Origin of the sequence: Lysinibacillus sp. KCTC 33748 (assembly GCF_002237755.1) — a bacterium.
Classification (GTDB): domain Bacteria; phylum Bacillota; class Bacilli; order Bacillales_A; family Planococcaceae; genus Lysinibacillus.
On record NZ_MWSJ01000002.1, the window covers coordinates 266,339 to 282,924 of the forward strand.

Below are 16,586 nucleotides of genomic sequence, written 5' to 3' on the forward strand. Positions count from 1 at the left end.
GGTTTAAAGCTTTATCCCACGTTACAAGCAATAAGAATGAAAACAACAAGCTAGATGGGAGATTAACTGCTCGTATAAGCCCAATTGGTGAAGACTAATCTCTGGGAATACAGAAGACCTCACTGATTAAAGTCTCGCTTTTTCGTGGCATTGTTTTCGCTGGGCGGTTAAAAATACTTCTTGTGCTGCCCGTACACCTGCGCCTGGCTCAAAGTCATATTCAAAGTCTCGAAGTGCTGCTTCCATTAAAGAAACGGCCTGTAAAATATCACTTGGGAAACAATAGCCCATATGACCGAATCTGAAAATTTTACCCTGCAAATGACCAAGTCCTCCAGCGAAATCTAAATGATATTGCTGCTTTAAATGTGACAAGAAGTCACCGAGAGTTATTCCTTTTGGTGCCATAATCGCTGTAATGGTCGGAGAAGCCTGCTCATCAGTAGTGAGAAGTTCAATATTAAGGGCGTTCATTGCATGACGAACCATGTTTTTCATAAGTTCATGGCGGTCAATTGTTTGTTCAATGCCTCCTTCTTCCTTTATAAGCTTACATACCTCATGAAGTCCATATATTAGTGTGACAGTAGGCGTATTCGGAGTCATTCCTTTTTCTGCCCAGCTACGATAGCTCAATAAGTTTAAATAATAGGATGGTGCTTTATTTTCTTCAATAACTTTCCAAGCTCTTTCGCTTACACTGACTAAAGAAAGTCCAGGAGGTAGCATCATGGCTTTTTGAGAGCCAGTAACAAGAATATCGATGCCCCAAGCATCCATTTCAGCAGGAGCTCCACCAAGGCAACTTACACCATCGACAATACATAATGCATCCGTTTCTTCACGAACAACTTGTGCTAATTCAGCAATTGGGTTTATGATCCCAGTCGAAGTTTCATTGTAAGTGATAAAAACAGCTTTAATCTCTTGTAACGGCTGCAAAAATTCTCGTAGCTCTTTCGCTGTGCAAGCTTGTCCCCATTCTTTTTCAAGCTTATGTACATGAAAACCGTATTTCTCACAAATCGAAACGAAATAGTCTCCGAACGCTCCAACAGTGATTACAACAACATTTTCACCAGCAGAAACAGTGTTAATCGCAGCAGCTTCTAAAGCGGCCGTACCACCTGATGGAAGGAGTAAAATATCCTGTTTTGTCCCGAAGACAGGTTTTACTAATTCAATTGTTTCACGGTAAAGCTCCACAAACTCATTGCTTCGATGACTAATAATATCACGATTCATCGCAAGCTGAACCTTTTTTGGGATAGGAGTAGGCCCAGGATGTCTTAAAATATTTTCGTACACTATCATAACCCCTTTGCACTAAAATTTGTAGATTCTAAATATTCTAATTATAGTATAACATACTTTTTGATAGCTAACTTCTTTTTCAAAAATACAGTGGTAATTGATAAGGAAAATAGTTGAAGAATGTAAAAACATAATTGGTAAAATTGGTATAATGATTTTGGGAATTATTGCCTTTATGGAGTAAAAAAATTATAAGATAGGGGGATTTATGTTGCTAATTATTTTCTTTGTATTGATAGTTTTAAGCTTTTACCTCATGGACAAAAATTATCGGAAAAGTGTCTATTATAAACTGACAAAAAATAATTTCTTTGCAGTTAAATTCAATAAAGGGAGAAATGGTGAGTACTTAACATCGAAAATTATTGAGAAGCATGCTTTACAGAGTCATAGGCAATTATTAAATGTATATGTTCCAAAGAGAAATTCAGATGAATTAACGGAAGTTGACCTTCTATTTATTGATCGAACGGGACTATATGTGATTGAGTCAAAAAACTATAGTGGTTGGATTTTTGGTAATGAAGCACAACAGCAATGGACACAAACGATGCCGAATAAGAAAAAATATAAATTTTTCAATCCGATCCGTCAAAATGCTACGCACATACGTGCAATTCAAGATTTCCTGGAGCTTCCGATAGAATCAATTCATTCAGTCATTGTGTTTAGTGAGCGCTGTACATTGAAAAAAGTGGCTGTAACTTCCCAAAATGTACATATTGTAAAACGAGAGAATTTAAGGCGTTTTATCCAAACACAAAAGCAAACTGCAAGACAGCTTTTCTCTCAAGACGATATTCAAGCAATTTACAATAAGCTTGTGCCTCAAATGCAAGTATCAGATGAAGTCAAAAAACAACATATTCAAATGATTCAGCAGAAGTATGGTGAAAAATAAGATGTTAAAAGGGAGACTGGGGACATGCCAATATACAATAAATTAGTACGTGATTTAATTCCACAAGTAATTGAGGCGAGAGGTATGTAACATAAGAATACTAGAGCAGAGTGAACATTTAGAAGAAATAAAAGTGAAAATGCAAGAAGAAGCATTAGAATTTCAAAAGGCAACCTCTCCAAAAGAAGCCATTGAGGAACTTGCAGATATTTTAGAACTAGTACATACAGCTATACAAATGTACGATGTTTCCTACAAACAATTAAAAGAAATACGGACTCAGAAGAAGAGGAAACGAGGAGGGTTTTCAAAAGGTATATATTTAATTGAAGTAAAGGATGAGGAGGGAAGCTAAAATTATAATGATATACATTTACATAGGATACTGAAGAACATTTACTATGATCGATTCTATAATTTTATTTATAGGGGTGATTGGAATGAAAAAAAAATTTTATCCATTTTGATTGTACCTCTTTTGAGTGGATGTAACGGTTTTCCAAACGGTACTGTTAGTCAGCCTGGAGGCAAAGTTATTGTGAATGGAGAACAATATACAATGATTTCTCAAGTAATTTCGAATAACTACAATGGTAGGATAGAGGAATCAAAAATTCAAAAGTTAAAACGTGAGATAAGGTCTTCCCTAAAAATCAGGAGATTCTATAGTAAAAATAAGTTCAAAACCTCTTATACCCTTTTAAAGGTGTAAAGAGGTTTTTGTACTTGCATATGTATTTATGCAACGAAAGGTTTATTCATTTTCATTAAGCCGTAAATATAATAGAATAGTCCGAATGTAATGAATGATAAAATGATATAAAGTATAGCTTTGCCAGTTTCACCAGTCCAACGATAGAAGAGACGATAAGTGAAATATAAAGTAAAGCCCAAAAGACCTAATGAAGCAATAATACCTATAAGCGGAATAAATGAAACAATTATTAATCCAACGTAAATAAGAGCATTCTTTTTCGCTGCACCACGGACAGTTGCGTTATCTTCACCCTTTGCAGTTAATAGGAAAAGGCTATAAACGTTAATAATTGGAATCCATGCAATATAAGCTAAATCGCTAAAACCATTTATTTTTGAAGCCTTATAATAAATGAGTGAACTAATAACATAGCTTACAATACTCAGCACAAGCCCAATTAACATAATAATGATAAATATACCTCCGAGAGCCGCATCGAAATCATCGTAATAATAAGAATCGTACACAAGATAACCTCCTTTCTAAAAAATACTTTTTTATGATAACAGTGCTAAAGTAATAAATCTACAGTTAAAAATATCCGGAACTTAATGTTAAAAACATATTTTTATTATTTTCTTGGAATTATATTTGATAATAATGATGTGTTTTTGCTACCGGATTATAAGACAAGCCATGAATTAGTGATTGAACCAAAAAAGGAAGTAATGACAAAGGATGGCTTAGCCTTGTCGTTACTTCCTAGTTCGGTAGTAATGTTGCTGCCGCTACGTTGGAACTAGGCTTTAGCACAAAAGAATATCTGTTGTCCTAAAGCCTTCGGTGATGTTATTTTAAAAATGAATGTTGTTTTTATCCTTTATTTTACAGTAGAAGAGAGTACATGTTATATTGCATGTAGCACGTGTAAAATAATAGGCGGAAGGGGCGCATAGAAATTGAAAAAAGAAATTGGAATATTGATGTTGTTGAGTATTTTTACACTATCTGGATGCAGTTTAGATAAGTCAACAGCAAGTACAGTAAAGGCTTCTGGTGAACAGGAAACAACGCAGTCGGAGCAACAGAAAGATGAAAAGTTGATTGAGACTTCAGATGATAAAAAAGTTAAACTTTACGCACTTAATGAAGAAAACAATGAAATAAAAAGCGTAGTTTTGGATATTGATGGTAAACGAAAAAACTTTGATTGGGAAATCCCTAATACAGGAACTAAACCCCAGCTTTTCTATACAGATCTTACAAATGATGATAAGGAAGAAGCCGTAGTTATAATCCAAACTGGACGAGGAACAGGATTAGATAACTATGATATTCATGTTATTAATGTTGAGGATTTATCAGAGTTTAAAGTACAAAGTTATGAAGACATTGTGGCTAATGAAATTAGATCAAAAGTTGTTAAAAATAATGATGGTACATTAACGATTACAGCTACAGCGCAAGGAAAAGAATCTAAATTTGATTATGATTTTGATCCAGCGCCAAATCTAGATCAAGATGAACTTGCTTTCGGCGGTGTAGTTGTTTATACATTGGAAAATCAAAAAATAAAATTAAATATGCCTGGGTCTGTAGGAGTATCTCCAGTATATGTAGGTGATTTCAACATCACATATAAATTCGATAGTGCCAAGAATGAATTCATTGTTGATCAAATTGAAATGATTCCTACAAAATAATAAAAAGAAAAACTAACAATAATATAATGTGTGTCCTTTGTAAAAGACAATACGCTTTAGGTAACTAAAAAAGATGATGACTGTATCGTGCAGGCGTTATCTTTTTTTTATGAGCATTGAAGGAATTTCAATGGGGCAAAGACTAAATTGGGAAGGTTGTTGCCATTAGTACTTGAAGTATAGAAACCAAAGAAAGTACACAAATTGAAGTAATAATTTGATTACTTTAAGGAAGACCATAGAAAAGTCCAGATTTCGCGATCTAATTTCTATACAATTCCATTATTTCATGCTTTGTCACGTTTGATAATCCTATTATTTCAAGATATAGTTCTTATTACAGATGCATTAAGGAGGAATACATATGGCAGAAATTAAGTACGAAATTATTGAAACGATTGCGGTGTTATCAGAGGGCAATAAAGGCTGGAAAAAAGAATTGAATTTAATTAGTTGGAATGATCGTGAACCGAAATACGATATTAGAGATTGGTCGGAGGATCATACAAAGATGGGAAAGGGTGTTACGTTATCAATGCCCGAACTGCAGCTTTTGAAAGAGTCGTTAGCTAAATTGTCAGAATAACAAAGGAATCTTTTCGTGTTTATTAGGCACAACGTAAGTCGGGATTCGTGCTCCTGAAGCGGCAAATGAGAATATAGCCTTTCCTGACTATCTGCGAGGAAAACATAAATCTTCTGAGGATTTTTCGTAGAATATATTTCAAAAAATTGGTAGACTATCAATAGCAACAATTCATAAAGCAGGTGGCGGCTGAACTCCCTTTTGAAAGGGGGTGAGGCGGATGACAGTATTTGAAGCATTCAGTTTGATTGTACAAAGTAGCCTTTTGCTAATTGCAGTACTTACACTGATGCTTAGCATTATTGTCTCTCAAAATAAAAAGAAATAGCCACCCTGCCGGCTAAGTAAGGTGGCGATTGCTATAACTTTCACTTGGTCAGCCGCTATGGTTGCGGCATGATTGTTGCTTTTGGCTGGATGTTAACGCATCCAGTCTTTTTTATTCTATAGTCAGTGTATCATATTTATTCTAAAAAGAACATTTTGTATAGTCTTAAATGAATTTGGCAATGTCATTTAACGCTAAACGAGATGAGCCGTAAGCTGGTGCTGCTGCTTTTCCGATGGCGATTAAGACGATTGGCACTAGATTATCTGTTAATTCGAAGTGTTTCGCAAAAGCCTCTTTATTGAAGCCACCCATTGGTACTGTATCATAGCCCATATCTTTTGCTAAAAGCATGATTTGCATAGAAATTAAGCCTGCATCAAATGTAGCAATATTTTTTAGAACCTCTTTAGGAAGGTTTGAATAAAGCTTTAATGAATTTTCAATCATCATATTCGATGTTGCTTCATCCATATAGCCAAAATCGAAATTTTTTGTATAGACTTCTTCTACATTATTGTACATTTCAGTATCGCCTAATACCGCAATGATGGCAGAAGCAGTTTCAACTTGCTCCTGGTTATTAGCAATCAAACGTAGTTCTTTTTTTACTGCTTCATCTTGGATGACTAAAAAGCGCCAAGGTTGTAAATTGCTTGATGATGGAGCGGTTGTTGCCTCAACAAGCAAGTCCTCTAATTCAGATTGTGGAATTTTAAAATTTGCCTCATATTTACGAACAGATTTACGATCGTGCATTACTTTATTTAAATAACTTTTAGTTGTAGTCATGTTAAAAAATCTCCTTTAAATTTGATGAGATTTTTACTATACGATATCCTTTTTAATATTCCAAGTAAATTGCTCGAATTAGAGAGTTTTGACTTCTTTTAGCGGGTATCCAAACATCTGCTGAAATAGTGGAACTCAGTCTAAAAACGCCACACCCTGTGGCAACGGCTGAGTGACCAACATCGTGTTGGCCTAAAGCCTCCGGCGGATGTCACGGAATCGGAAAGGAGTTCACTTAGGATGTTAGCCTAAAATCATCGCATCCATGCGATAACGGCTAACTGACCTGCATCGGTAAAAATGCCACGTCCTGTGGCATTACCGAAATGACCGACATCGTGTAGGCCCTCGTGTAGGCCTAAGCACAAAGCCGATTCCGGACATTGATTAATTACTTAAATTTAAATGCTTCGAAGTGAATGCTTAGATCTTTATTGCAGGTTTTCAATTGCTTTGCAAAACGTTTAAGCATCTTTTGGGGGCCACACATAAAAATACTCGTATGCGCGGGCACTGAAATATTTTCAAAAGAAAGCCTGTCCATTTGGGCAGTATCAATAAAATTCACGCTAAATTGTTGATTTGTTTGTGCATACTCCTGTAAAAATTCCTTATAGATTGCGTTGTCTTCGCCATGATAAGTGTAAAATAACTCGATATTACGATCGACGGGCTGTGATTGCAAATAAGATAAAAATGGAGTAATGCCTATGCCACCTGCTATCCAAACTTGTTGTTGTGAGGCATTTTCAAAATTAAAATGACCATATGGACCATCAAGTGTGACTGGTGTGTTCAGTTGCACGGAATCATATACTTTTTTTGTGAAATCACCAAGTACCTTCATAGAGATAAATACTTTTTTTTCATCGCCACCTGAAATAGAAAATGGATGAGGCGCCTTTTCTATGCCATCTTGCAAAATCTTGATAAAAATAAATTGTCCATGTCGATACGGTAATGTTTTATCAAGTGTGAGTTCCAGCTCAATAACATTTGGCCCCAATTTTTTGATCCCCGTAATGTTGCCATTATATTTAAAAAACATATCCTGATACATCGTCAACATATATAATGCTGACATAAATCCAATAGTAGCCGTTATTACGGTGAAAATTCCTAAAGGTGTAGGCTGTAATAAATCGTATCTGCTTGAAAAATAAGCATGATAAATTCCAAATGTATAAGGGATAAGCAATAACCGATGAAAGATCCGCCAATGTTCATATTTTAGAAATTTAGCTAAAAGTGCAATTAAAATAAGCGCAATGAAGCCATATTGGCCAAGTGACCCTAGTTCTTTCGCAAATTCACTGAATGAAGTTCTTTCTACTTTATCGAAGCGGGGGACTAGATCTTGTAATTGCCCATGGATAATCACCAATACTAGTGAAAATATTGCTAAATATTTATGATAAAAATAAACATTCTCTAGCCCATAGAACCAACGCTCAAAAATTTTTATTCTTGTTGCTAAAAAGAAGACAAGAAAGAAGCCTGTAATGGCCATGCCTCCAATGATATGACTAAGCCTGTTAATAGCATGGATAGGTTCTATAGGTGTAGCAAAATACCACAGGTAAGCACTACTACTCATTATTAGTATAATAAACAAAATTCCTTTGATAGATTTCATATATAACCTCCAATACTCATTTTTATCTCTAATCATCTTATATATACAATAAGAACGTGAAATGTTTCTGATTTTTATGAGAGTTTTTTACGAGTAAATATAAAAAAGGGGGATTGTTTGTTCGGAATATACGTTCCCTTTTGGGCTGGGGTGTGATAAATTAAGAAAGGTAAAAATATAGAGACATAAGGAGTGGAAGTAAATATGCAAGGGAATACACATATTATCGGAGGCATCACGGCAAGCCTTGCTTTTGCACAAATTTCTAATGATAATCCTCTTGTTTTAGTAGGAGCAGGAGTTATCGGTGCATTACTTCCAGATATTTGCCATGGCGGCAGTAAAATTGGGAGGAAGCTTCCCATTATTTCAAAGATTGTCAATACTATGTTTGGACATCGTTCCTTTACACATAGTTTGCTTTTTTTATTTCTAGTTGGAATGCTACTACATACATTTATACCTTACAAATCCATTTCACTAGGTATTTTATTAGGGATGGCCAGTCATATACTTCTTGATATGGGGACGAAGAAGGGTGTTAAACTGTTCTTCCCAGTTTCCATTTCAGTGCGTCTACCCATTACTACAAAAACGGGTAGTAAAGCTGAAAAGGTAGTGTTTATGTTGTTAACAATACTTTCAGTCTTTTTTAGCTATGAAATTATGATTAAGCTAATACAGACAGTATAAAAAAGAAGCCCTGTACGAAATTTTTTTCGTACTAGGGCTCTTTTTAAAGGAGAAGGTTTTAGTCAGCTTGTACCTCTTCGACCGTTTGTTCTACTTCTGCTCGTGTCATTTTTTCACGCCCATCTTGCATCGCCTTCAATGTTTTATGAGCTAAGGCAAGCGGTAATCGACAGAATAATAATACCGTTCGTTTATTAATATCTTTCATATAAAGATCCGCTTTCGCAAGATTTTCCTCCGCGTATGCAAATAAATCATCGCGTGTCCATCCGTCGGGAACGAAACTTACGCCGCGCTCATCCAGATCTTCGTGCTGATTGCGTAAAATATTGACTGCTTGGAGACCTCGACCATAGCCAATTGCTAAATCGCGATCTGTTTGAATGTCTGCACCCCACGCCCAAAGCTCAGACAGCATTGTTCCAACAAGCCCTGCTACGTAGTATGTATAATCATCTAAATCCTCTCGCGTATGCACCTGCCAGTTTGCCTTTGCCCATTTTGCCATCCCGAATGCCATTTCACTCGTTGAATCTAGAACAATTTTTCGTGAGCCTTCAGGACAAAAAATTAGCCAATCTGCTAAACGAAGAGATACTTCAGGTAGCTGATCTGCATATGGCGCTAATAATGCTTCATATGCTTCGGCATTAAATGTATCTTTTAATAATTCACTCGTTGCAGTTAGTAAATCAAATTTTACATCATTTGAAAGTTCTTCATGATCCTCAATCTCATCTATAGCGCGCATTGCTAAATATGCGGCTGCCACTGACAATTTTAAATCATTCTTTAAAAAAGTAATTGGTATATAAAAAGTGCGACTAGTTTCCTTTAAAACTTGCATCGCTTCTTTGTAAAGTTTCTTTTGCTCTTTCACTTGTATTCCTCCGTTCAACTGGTAACGCATCTATAGTATATCGTATCGTAAAAGTGAAGAAAGATAAAACAGATTGTTCAATTTATAACTAACTATTTTCAAATGGGACAGAAAGGATGGATAACGAAGTTGCGAATAGTAAAGGTTGTACGTCAAAGATGGCCGTAGCACTGGAGAAATTGTTTAGGTTAGCAACAAAAATTACCTAGTGAATGATGAGGATATCCGCTCGTTAATTACAAGAATTCCTTTAGAAGTGAAAATGTATCAGCGTGTTTTCGCTTCTTTTGTTTTTTTAATAGAATAATGTTAAAGTTATAAAAATGCGACGAAAATCGCGTGAATAATAGAAGAAATTTGATGTTTTTCGTGTTTTTTTCATGAAAGTTTGCTAAGTTATTGCACAATTATTTCAACAGCGTTAAAGTTTAGGAAGGACAAATATGCAGCTACATCTTTCAAGAAATTGCGGCTGCCGCTTCGCTTTCGCGCAGAAAACATTTGTTGCTGCCGTTTCACTTTCGCACAGAAAACATTTGTTGCTGCCGTTTCACTTTCGCACAGAAAACATTTGTTGCTGTTGTTTGCTTTCGGTACTTAAATACAATACATCGGATTTTGGCACAATAACTCCTTGCAAAATCCGTGACATTTGTGGAGACATGAACATTATTCAACTGGCTTCTAAACGTCTCTTGAATAAAAGCAAAATCTAGTATATATCTCACCATCTGAAATAGAGATTGTACGTAAAGTCAAAGGAGAATGGTATGCCAAAGGCTATAGGTATTGATGCAGGCGGAACATTGACAAAAGTTGCTTATTTAGATGAGCATAACGAGCTTGTTTTAACAACTTTTCCGTCAAATGATTTGCTCGCTGTGAAGAATTGGATTATTAATCATCCAGATATTGAGGATATTGGAGTTACGGGAGGGCGTACGGAACAATTACTTGATGTCATTAAAACAATGAAATCGATTCATTATATAGTAGAGTTTGAAGCCACTTTAAAGGGCGTTCGATTTTTGTTGCATAAAGAGGGCTACTTCTTCGATCGAAGTATGATTACGAATATTGGTACTGGTACTTCAATTCATTATATGGAAGATAATACACATGTCCGTGTTGGTGGGACAGGCGTTGGTGGTGGAACATTGATTGGATTGTCAGCGCTTACAACTGGAATCACGGATTATAATGAAATAAGAAATCTGGCCTCTATGGGAAATCGTGAAAGTATAGATTTACTTGTAAAGGATATTTATCAAGGGATGGACACACCTATTGATGGGCATTTGACAGCTAGTAATTTTGGGAAAGTTGGTATTACGGAGTCAGTCAAACATCCAATAGAAGATATTATCGCAACTGTACAAGGGCTTGTTGGTGAAGTTATTACTACACTTAGTATTCAATATGCTGAAGAGAAAAATGCTCAGCATATCGTTTATATCGGTTCAACTTTAAGTAATAATGATCATCTTGCACGTGTTATTGCCAATTACACACGAACGAAAAAACATACACCAATTTTTATAAATGACCACGGTTTTTCTGGTGCAGTTGGTGCATTATTAAATATAACTGAATATACGATTGTCTAAATACAATGTACATTACTAATTAATATTGGTGATGTACATTTTTTTTTGGCAATGTCTGCAGTAATCCCCAAAGCATAAATCGTTCTATCCTGAGCACATTACAATTAGGAGGTGAACATCCGTGGGCAATAGAAACACGAATAAAAACAACAAAAATAACAATAAAACAATGAACATTAGAACGCATAATCCTTTTGATACCTACAAAAAAATAGACCTCGATCAGTCAAATAGTAATAACAATAACCCGAATGACAATCTAAATGAAGAATTCTCTGCAGAATTCGATGCGAAAGCCAAAAATAAAGATAATAAAACGAACCATAAGAAAAATCAACAGTCCAACAAAAACAAATAGTGGAGGCTTAAAAAATGGCAAAGAAGGGTAAAACGAGCTTCAAAAAGAAAAAGAAAGAAGATACACATAAAAGAAATGATCGTGAAGAATATTCAGCAGAATTTAATCAAGTAATTCATAACAATCCTCAACAACCAAAACAATCCAGCAAAAGATAATAAAAACTGCTCCTTAAGTAGATTGACAAAATACTTAGGGAGCACTTATTTTATGCTGTTTTGGCGACTTTATGCCAAAAAAATAGGAGAGGTTGATTCACTTGCGAAAATTTTTTGTAATGTTAGGATTTTCTCTTGTATTGTTTGCCGTATCGACCCACTTCCCAACAAATGTCTATGCTCAACAAGAAATACCAGCCCATGCTCAATGGGGAAAAGTAGCGATAAAAGAAACGCAGGCAAAATACCCTCAAGCTAAAATTATCGATTATTTGCATGAGGGAAGCGAGGTTAAAGGAGACACCACGATTGAGAAATTTAAGCTTTGGATAAAACTAAGTGATAAGGAATTCGGTATACAAGTTCGTATCAAATATGTAACCAATACAAATAAATTGGTAAAGATTGAACTCCGAGAAATCACTTCATAAATAAGAGGATGCCTAACTTCAGGCATCCTTCTTCTACTAGTTTTCTAGCTTATGAATAAATTCTCGCATTAATCCAGGTAAATCTGGCCATGCATGACCACTAATCAAATTGCCGTCTGTATGAAGATTAGCATCGATGTACGTTCCTCCAGCTACTTGAACTTCTGGCTTGCAGGCAATATAAGCTGTTAGCTCACGACCTTGCAGAACTTTTGGAATGGTCGCGAAAATTTGTGCTGCGTGACATACAGCAGCGATTGGTTTATTTGCTTCAAAGAAATGGCTTACTAGTGCTGGCACATGCTCATTTAAACGAATGTATTCCGGCGCTCGTCCACCAGGAATGATGAGCCCGTCAAATTGTGTTGGGTTTACTTCCGCAAAGGATGAGTGCGCTTCTAAGCCATATGCTGTACGCTCGATGTAAGTATCAACTCCATCGACAAAATCGTGCGATACAGTTTGTAATTTCTTTGCGGATGGTGCTGCAATCGTTACATCATAGCCAGCCTCAAGACAACGATAATAAGGATAAAAAATTTCTAAAGCTTCAACTGCGTCTCCTGCGAGTATTAATACCTTTTTCCCCATGCTTCCATCTCCTTTTATTGTAATCTAGTAGCTAAATTCGACACTTTCAAAAAATTCCCTTCTAATATGATAGAAAAGCTAGAAGAAGTAGTGAAATCGCTGATTAGAATAACCGATACCATCCAGTAAACTCTGGATCATTGCCACTAAATGCACTACATAAACAGCTTGCTTTACAACGAAAAAAATGAGGCGTATAGTATTTGTTTAGCTAGGTAAATAAATACGGGAGGTCACAATCATGAATCCATTATTTCATGCGTTATTCCAAAAGAGTCGTTATATAACGAATTGTTTAAATGAAGTACTGAAACAGCATAATTTGTATAGCTCACAATGGACTATTTTATATTGCTTACATAATCACGGACCAATGACATTAACACAAATATGGAAGTATTTGAACGTTGAAGCGCCGAGTATAACAAGAGCAATAACGCGACTCGAGACTTTAGGCTGGGTGCTAAGAATAGATGGTGAAGATAAACGGGAAAAAATTGTTACCTTATCACCATATGCAGAGAAACATTTGCCTGTTATTACTAAAACCATTTTAGCTTTTGAGGAAGAAATGATAGGGGCATTGACGGTTGAGGAACAGCAGCAATTTATGATTTTATTGGAAAAAATGAAAGGTTGATTGATATGCAGCAAGAGGGAAATACAAAAATATGGACGAAGCGATTTATTAGTCTCTTTTTCACAAATATCTCGGTATTTTTTGTTTTCTATGGGTTAGTAACGACTTTGCCGCTTTATGCGATTGGTGAGTTGGATCAGACTGACAAGGAAGCGGGATTGTTACTGTCAGGATTTTTATTATCGGCTATAATCGTTCGTCCCTTTTCAGGTAAGCTATTAGATGTATTTGGGAAGAAAAAGCTTTTAGTCATTTCAATTATCGGCTATTTTTTATGTACAGTTTTATATTTATTTATACATCCTTTTGGACTTTTACTAGGATTACGTTTTATTCAAGGGATCTTCTTTAGTATTATTACAACGGCAGCCGGCTCATTAGCAGCGGATATTGTGCCAGCCAATCGGAAAGGTACAGGTCTAGGCTATTTTACAATGTCTACTAACCTAGCAGTAGTTTTAGGGCCATTTATCGGTTTACTGCTTATTCAATATAGCAGCTTTAATGTACTATTTATTGTTATGAGTATTTGCATATTAGTAGGGGGCATCCTAGCTGTAATGATGAAAACGGATGATTTACCTAAGCCTGATCATCAAGGTAAGTTGACATTTAAATTTGATGATTTATTTGAACGTCGTGCACTTCCAATAGCGGCTATTGCTAGTTTAGTAGCTTTTTCATATGCGAGTGTTTTATCGTTTTTATCAGTATACGCACAGCAAAAAGATTTAATGGATGTAGCGAGTCTTTTTTATGCGGTTTTTGCAGCGGCAATGCTTATAACAAGGCCATATACAGGTAAGCTTTATGATACAAAAGGGCCGCAATTTGTTATTCTGCCGGGTATTATATTTTTTGCAATCGGACTTGTTATGCTTGCATTTGTCTCAGGACCGGCATTGTTTTTATGTGCAGCCATCTTTGTTGGAATTGGCTACGGAGCGGTGAATACAAGCTTACAAGCAGTAGCTGTACAGTCCGCATCACATACGCGTAGTGGTTATGCAACCGCAACGTACTTTACGATGTTTGACATGGGCATTGCACTCGGCTCTTATATTTTAGGTATGGTGGCCGTGCAAGCTGGCTATAGCTCTGTTTATCTAATCGGAGCAGGCATACTAGTCGTTGTCTTTATCATTTACTTAGCGCGTTTAACTTCTTTCAGCGGGCAAACATCCGCTGAATAGAGGAACTCAGTCTAAGAACGCCACGTCCTGTGGCAACGACTGAGTGACCAACATCTTGTTGGCCTAAAGCCTCCGGACGCAATTATACCGAGGCATAATTGATCAAAAAATAAAATCGAATAAAGTAGCGCATGTCTAAGTGCAAAATAAAACAGTTGGTACTCTGTAAGATTAGTACATGTAATTGTACATTATGTCTTATTCGTGCTTTGCTTGAAGATCATTGAGTTGCAAAGGCAGCTCTTTTTTCTTTATTGAACTAACGGTGCAGCATTCCTGTTTGAAGGATGTTCGAGGTCTTGAAAGAAAAGGAGCCCTCTAGTATGATGCATGAGTGTCAACGACCATTGACCCATCATCAAACAAGGGGGACTCCTTTATGCATTTTAAATGGAATAATAAAATTAATCAAGTTACTGAAAATACACTCGTTGTCGGCATGGATATTGCCAAGCATATTCATTACGCATGCTTTGTCGATGAACGCGGGCGAGTAATAGAAAAAGCTTTTGCCGTACATCAATCGAAAGAAGGCTTCGAAAATTTGTATGAAAAGATTCTTCAAACGATGAAGGAAGCTAAGAAAACTGAAGTAATAATAGGTATTGAGCCTACAGGCCACTACTGGATGAACTTAGCCTATTTCTTAGATCAATACGGAATCCCACTTGTCATGGTGAATCCAATGCACGTAAGACGTTCGAAAGAACTTGATGATAACTTACCGACAAAGCACGATAAAAAAGATGCACTAGTCATCGCTCGCTTATTAAAGGATGGACGTTTCAGTTATCCGCGTATACTGAAAGACATTGAAGCTGAGCTTCGTATTGGTTCTACTCTTCGTTCAAAATTGACGGAGGATTTGGCTAGTATTAAAAATCTAATCATTCGTTGGCTTGATCGTTACTTTCCAGAGTTTACTCAAGTCTTTCCTAATTTCGGGAAGATGGCACTTGCAACACTAGAAATGACGCCATTACCAAAAGATATTAAAGAGAAAACAGCTGAAGAGCTGGTCTTTCTTTACCGACAGGTAAAGGGAATGAGAGCTCCACAGTTACCGAAAGCCAAGCTTCTCATTGAAGTCGCGCAAAACTCTATCGGACTGACAGAAGGAACACAGATGGCCCAACATGAAATCGCCACGCTCTTACGTCAGTATCGGTTATTAGAAACTGAAATAGAAACTATTAATAATCAATTAGCAGAAATGGCACAAACAACAATGGAATATGAAATACTGGCTTCAGTTCCTGGTTTAGGAGATGCGACAATCGTTGCTTTACTATCAGAAGTAGGATGCTTCGCACTTTATGAAAATCCACGCCAACTTATAAAACTAGCGGGATTAACATTACGTGAGAGCTCGTCTGGTCAACATAAGGGGCAAAAACATATTTCTAAATGGGGACGAAAGAAGCTCAGAAATACCCTATTCAAAGTAATAGTACCGCTAATTCGTCATAACGAAGCGTTTAAACAGCTTCATGAATACTACACAACAAGACAACAAAATCCCTTAAGGGGAAAGCAGTCAATGGTGATACTCTGTGGTAAATTACTGAAGGTATTACATGGCATATGCAAAAAGAAAGTCTTTTTTAACGAGCAACAAATGATGAAGGACCTCTACTGTCTCGAAGAGGCAGCGTAATCAATTCTTTCATCGAACTATAAAAAGAAGGATGACACGGAGAAGCCAGCAAAATAACTAAACTCAGACTATGAGTCTCCGGTGCAGCATAGCAGGCCTCTGTCTTATGAATAGACCGAACGAAGGAATGTAAGCGCAAATGACGCTAAGAGACATGGGAGGGTACGTCGTCATAAGTATCGCAGAGATCCATTGTGCATCACATAGTGGATTAAAAAGCTAATGATTTCCATTAGTTTTAGCGAAGCGTACACTCAGATTGTAAGTTATAACTATAAATTAAAAATACTGTTTATAAATCAAGTGAAAAAATATTTTTTCTTCATCACAAAGTGGTAGAAATAGTTGATACATCAATGTTTATAGAGGGAGGTTAGTGCAAGTAGGGATAAGATGAGAATATGCGTGTAAAAATATTTAT

The 16,586-nt window shown here is 36.3% G+C and carries 19 protein-coding genes; 13 read left to right on the forward strand and 6 right to left on the reverse strand.

Annotated elements, in window-relative coordinates; genetic code table 11:
• Nucleotides 1–126: 126 nt before the first annotated feature.
• Nucleotides 127–1,308, reverse strand: a complete 1,182-nt coding sequence (locus B1B04_RS04060; protein WP_079560050.1) for a pyridoxal-phosphate-dependent aminotransferase family protein — start codon at nt 1,306–1,308, stop codon at nt 127–129.
• Between the two features lie 214 nt (nt 1,309–1,522).
• Between B1B04_RS04060 and B1B04_RS04065 the strand changes: the two genes are divergently transcribed.
• Both B1B04_RS04065 and B1B04_RS04070 read left to right on the forward strand, forming a co-directional pair.
• Nucleotides 1,523–2,215, forward strand: coding sequence for a nuclease-related domain-containing protein (locus B1B04_RS04065; protein WP_079560051.1), 693 nt, complete (start codon nt 1,523–1,525; stop codon nt 2,213–2,215).
• Nucleotides 2,216–2,354: 139 nt separating this feature from the next.
• Complete coding sequence (locus B1B04_RS04070; RefSeq protein WP_346426983.1) at nt 2,355–2,570, forward strand: nucleoside triphosphate pyrophosphohydrolase family protein; 216 nt, start codon at nt 2,355–2,357, stop codon at nt 2,568–2,570.
• Between the two features lie 383 nt (nt 2,571–2,953).
• Here B1B04_RS04070 and B1B04_RS04080 read toward each other — a convergent pair whose 3' ends face one another.
• A complete protein-coding gene (locus B1B04_RS04080) occupies nt 2,954–3,439 on the reverse strand; it encodes a hypothetical protein (RefSeq protein WP_079560053.1) in 486 nt (161 codons plus the stop codon).
• Nucleotides 3,440–3,871: 432 nt separating this feature from the next.
• Between B1B04_RS04080 and B1B04_RS04085 the strand changes: the two genes are divergently transcribed.
• The 3 genes from B1B04_RS04085 to B1B04_RS26035 all read left to right on the forward strand — a co-directional run bounded on the left by B1B04_RS04085 (nt 3,872) and on the right by B1B04_RS26035 (nt 5,529).
• On the forward strand, nt 3,872–4,615 hold the full coding sequence (locus B1B04_RS04085) for a hypothetical protein (protein WP_079560054.1): 744 nt from the start codon (nt 3,872–3,874) through the stop codon (nt 4,613–4,615).
• A 364-nt stretch (nt 4,616–4,979) separates the two neighbouring features.
• Nucleotides 4,980–5,201: a YdbC family protein gene (locus B1B04_RS04090; RefSeq protein ID WP_079560055.1), complete on the forward strand. Its 222-nt coding sequence runs from the start codon at nt 4,980–4,982 to the stop codon at nt 5,199–5,201.
• A 220-nt stretch (nt 5,202–5,421) separates the two neighbouring features.
• The gene (locus B1B04_RS26035; protein ID WP_240518187.1) at nt 5,422–5,529 is read left to right on the forward strand and encodes a putative holin-like toxin; all 108 of its coding nucleotides are present in this window, start codon (nt 5,422–5,424) and stop codon (nt 5,527–5,529) included.
• Nucleotides 5,530–5,694: 165 nt separating this feature from the next.
• On the opposite strand, the gene B1B04_RS04095 is transcribed toward B1B04_RS26035, so the two are convergent.
• Together B1B04_RS04095 and B1B04_RS04100 are read right to left on the reverse strand one after the other, a co-directional pair.
• Complete coding sequence (locus B1B04_RS04095; RefSeq protein WP_079560056.1) at nt 5,695–6,321, reverse strand: nitroreductase family protein; 627 nt, start codon at nt 6,319–6,321, stop codon at nt 5,695–5,697.
• Nucleotides 6,322–6,712: 391 nt separating this feature from the next.
• Complete coding sequence (locus B1B04_RS04100) at nt 6,713–7,957, reverse strand: ferredoxin reductase family protein (RefSeq protein WP_079560057.1); 1,245 nt, start codon at nt 7,955–7,957, stop codon at nt 6,713–6,715.
• Nucleotides 7,958–8,161: 204 nt separating this feature from the next.
• Here B1B04_RS04100 and B1B04_RS04105 point away from each other — a divergent pair, with 204 nt between their 5' ends.
• Nucleotides 8,162–8,650: a metal-dependent hydrolase gene (locus tag B1B04_RS04105; RefSeq protein ID WP_079560058.1), complete on the forward strand. Its 489-nt coding sequence runs from the start codon at nt 8,162–8,164 to the stop codon at nt 8,648–8,650.
• 58 nt (nt 8,651–8,708) lie between these two features.
• Here B1B04_RS04105 and B1B04_RS04110 read toward each other — a convergent pair whose 3' ends face one another.
• Nucleotides 8,709–9,530 (reverse strand): squalene/phytoene synthase family protein, encoded by an 822-nt coding sequence (locus B1B04_RS04110; RefSeq protein ID WP_240518188.1) that lies wholly within the window; start codon nt 9,528–9,530, stop codon nt 8,709–8,711.
• Between the two features lie 770 nt (nt 9,531–10,300).
• Here B1B04_RS04110 and coaW point away from each other — a divergent pair.
• The 4 genes from coaW (at nt 10,301) to B1B04_RS04125 (ending at nt 12,084) form a co-directional block, all read left to right on the forward strand.
• The gene (gene coaW, locus B1B04_RS04115) at nt 10,301–11,137 is read left to right on the forward strand and encodes a type II pantothenate kinase (RefSeq protein WP_079560060.1); all 837 of its coding nucleotides are present in this window, start codon (nt 10,301–10,303) and stop codon (nt 11,135–11,137) included.
• A gap of 121 nt (nt 11,138–11,258) precedes the next feature.
• Complete coding sequence (locus B1B04_RS04120) at nt 11,259–11,495, forward strand: hypothetical protein (protein WP_386827991.1); 237 nt, start codon at nt 11,259–11,261, stop codon at nt 11,493–11,495.
• 14 nt (nt 11,496–11,509) lie between these two features.
• The gene (locus tag B1B04_RS25525) at nt 11,510–11,653 is read left to right on the forward strand and encodes a hypothetical protein (RefSeq protein ID WP_170938888.1); all 144 of its coding nucleotides are present in this window, start codon (nt 11,510–11,512) and stop codon (nt 11,651–11,653) included.
• A 101-nt stretch (nt 11,654–11,754) separates the two neighbouring features.
• Complete coding sequence (locus B1B04_RS04125) at nt 11,755–12,084, forward strand: DUF3889 domain-containing protein (protein ID WP_240518189.1); 330 nt, start codon at nt 11,755–11,757, stop codon at nt 12,082–12,084.
• A 36-nt stretch (nt 12,085–12,120) separates the two neighbouring features.
• On the opposite strand, the gene B1B04_RS04130 is transcribed toward B1B04_RS04125, so the two are convergent.
• Nucleotides 12,121–12,675: a DJ-1/PfpI family protein gene (locus B1B04_RS04130; RefSeq protein WP_079560061.1), complete on the reverse strand. Its 555-nt coding sequence runs from the start codon at nt 12,673–12,675 to the stop codon at nt 12,121–12,123.
• A 241-nt stretch (nt 12,676–12,916) separates the two neighbouring features.
• Between B1B04_RS04130 and B1B04_RS04135 the strand changes: the two genes are divergently transcribed.
• The 3 genes from B1B04_RS04135 to B1B04_RS04145 all read left to right on the forward strand — a co-directional run bounded on the left by B1B04_RS04135 (nt 12,917) and on the right by B1B04_RS04145 (nt 16,165).
• Nucleotides 12,917–13,315, forward strand: a complete 399-nt coding sequence (locus B1B04_RS04135; protein ID WP_079560062.1) for a MarR family winged helix-turn-helix transcriptional regulator — start codon at nt 12,917–12,919, stop codon at nt 13,313–13,315.
• A 5-nt stretch (nt 13,316–13,320) separates the two neighbouring features.
• Entirely contained in the window at nt 13,321–14,508 is a 1,188-nt protein-coding gene (locus B1B04_RS04140; protein ID WP_079560358.1) for an MFS transporter, read from the forward strand.
• A gap of 379 nt (nt 14,509–14,887) precedes the next feature.
• Nucleotides 14,888–16,165 carry an IS110 family RNA-guided transposase gene (locus B1B04_RS04145; protein ID WP_079560063.1) on the forward strand — a complete coding sequence of 426 codons (1,278 nt, stop codon included), beginning with the start codon at nt 14,888–14,890 and terminating at the stop codon, nt 16,163–16,165.
• The last annotated feature ends 421 nt before the right edge of the window (nt 16,166–16,586 follow it).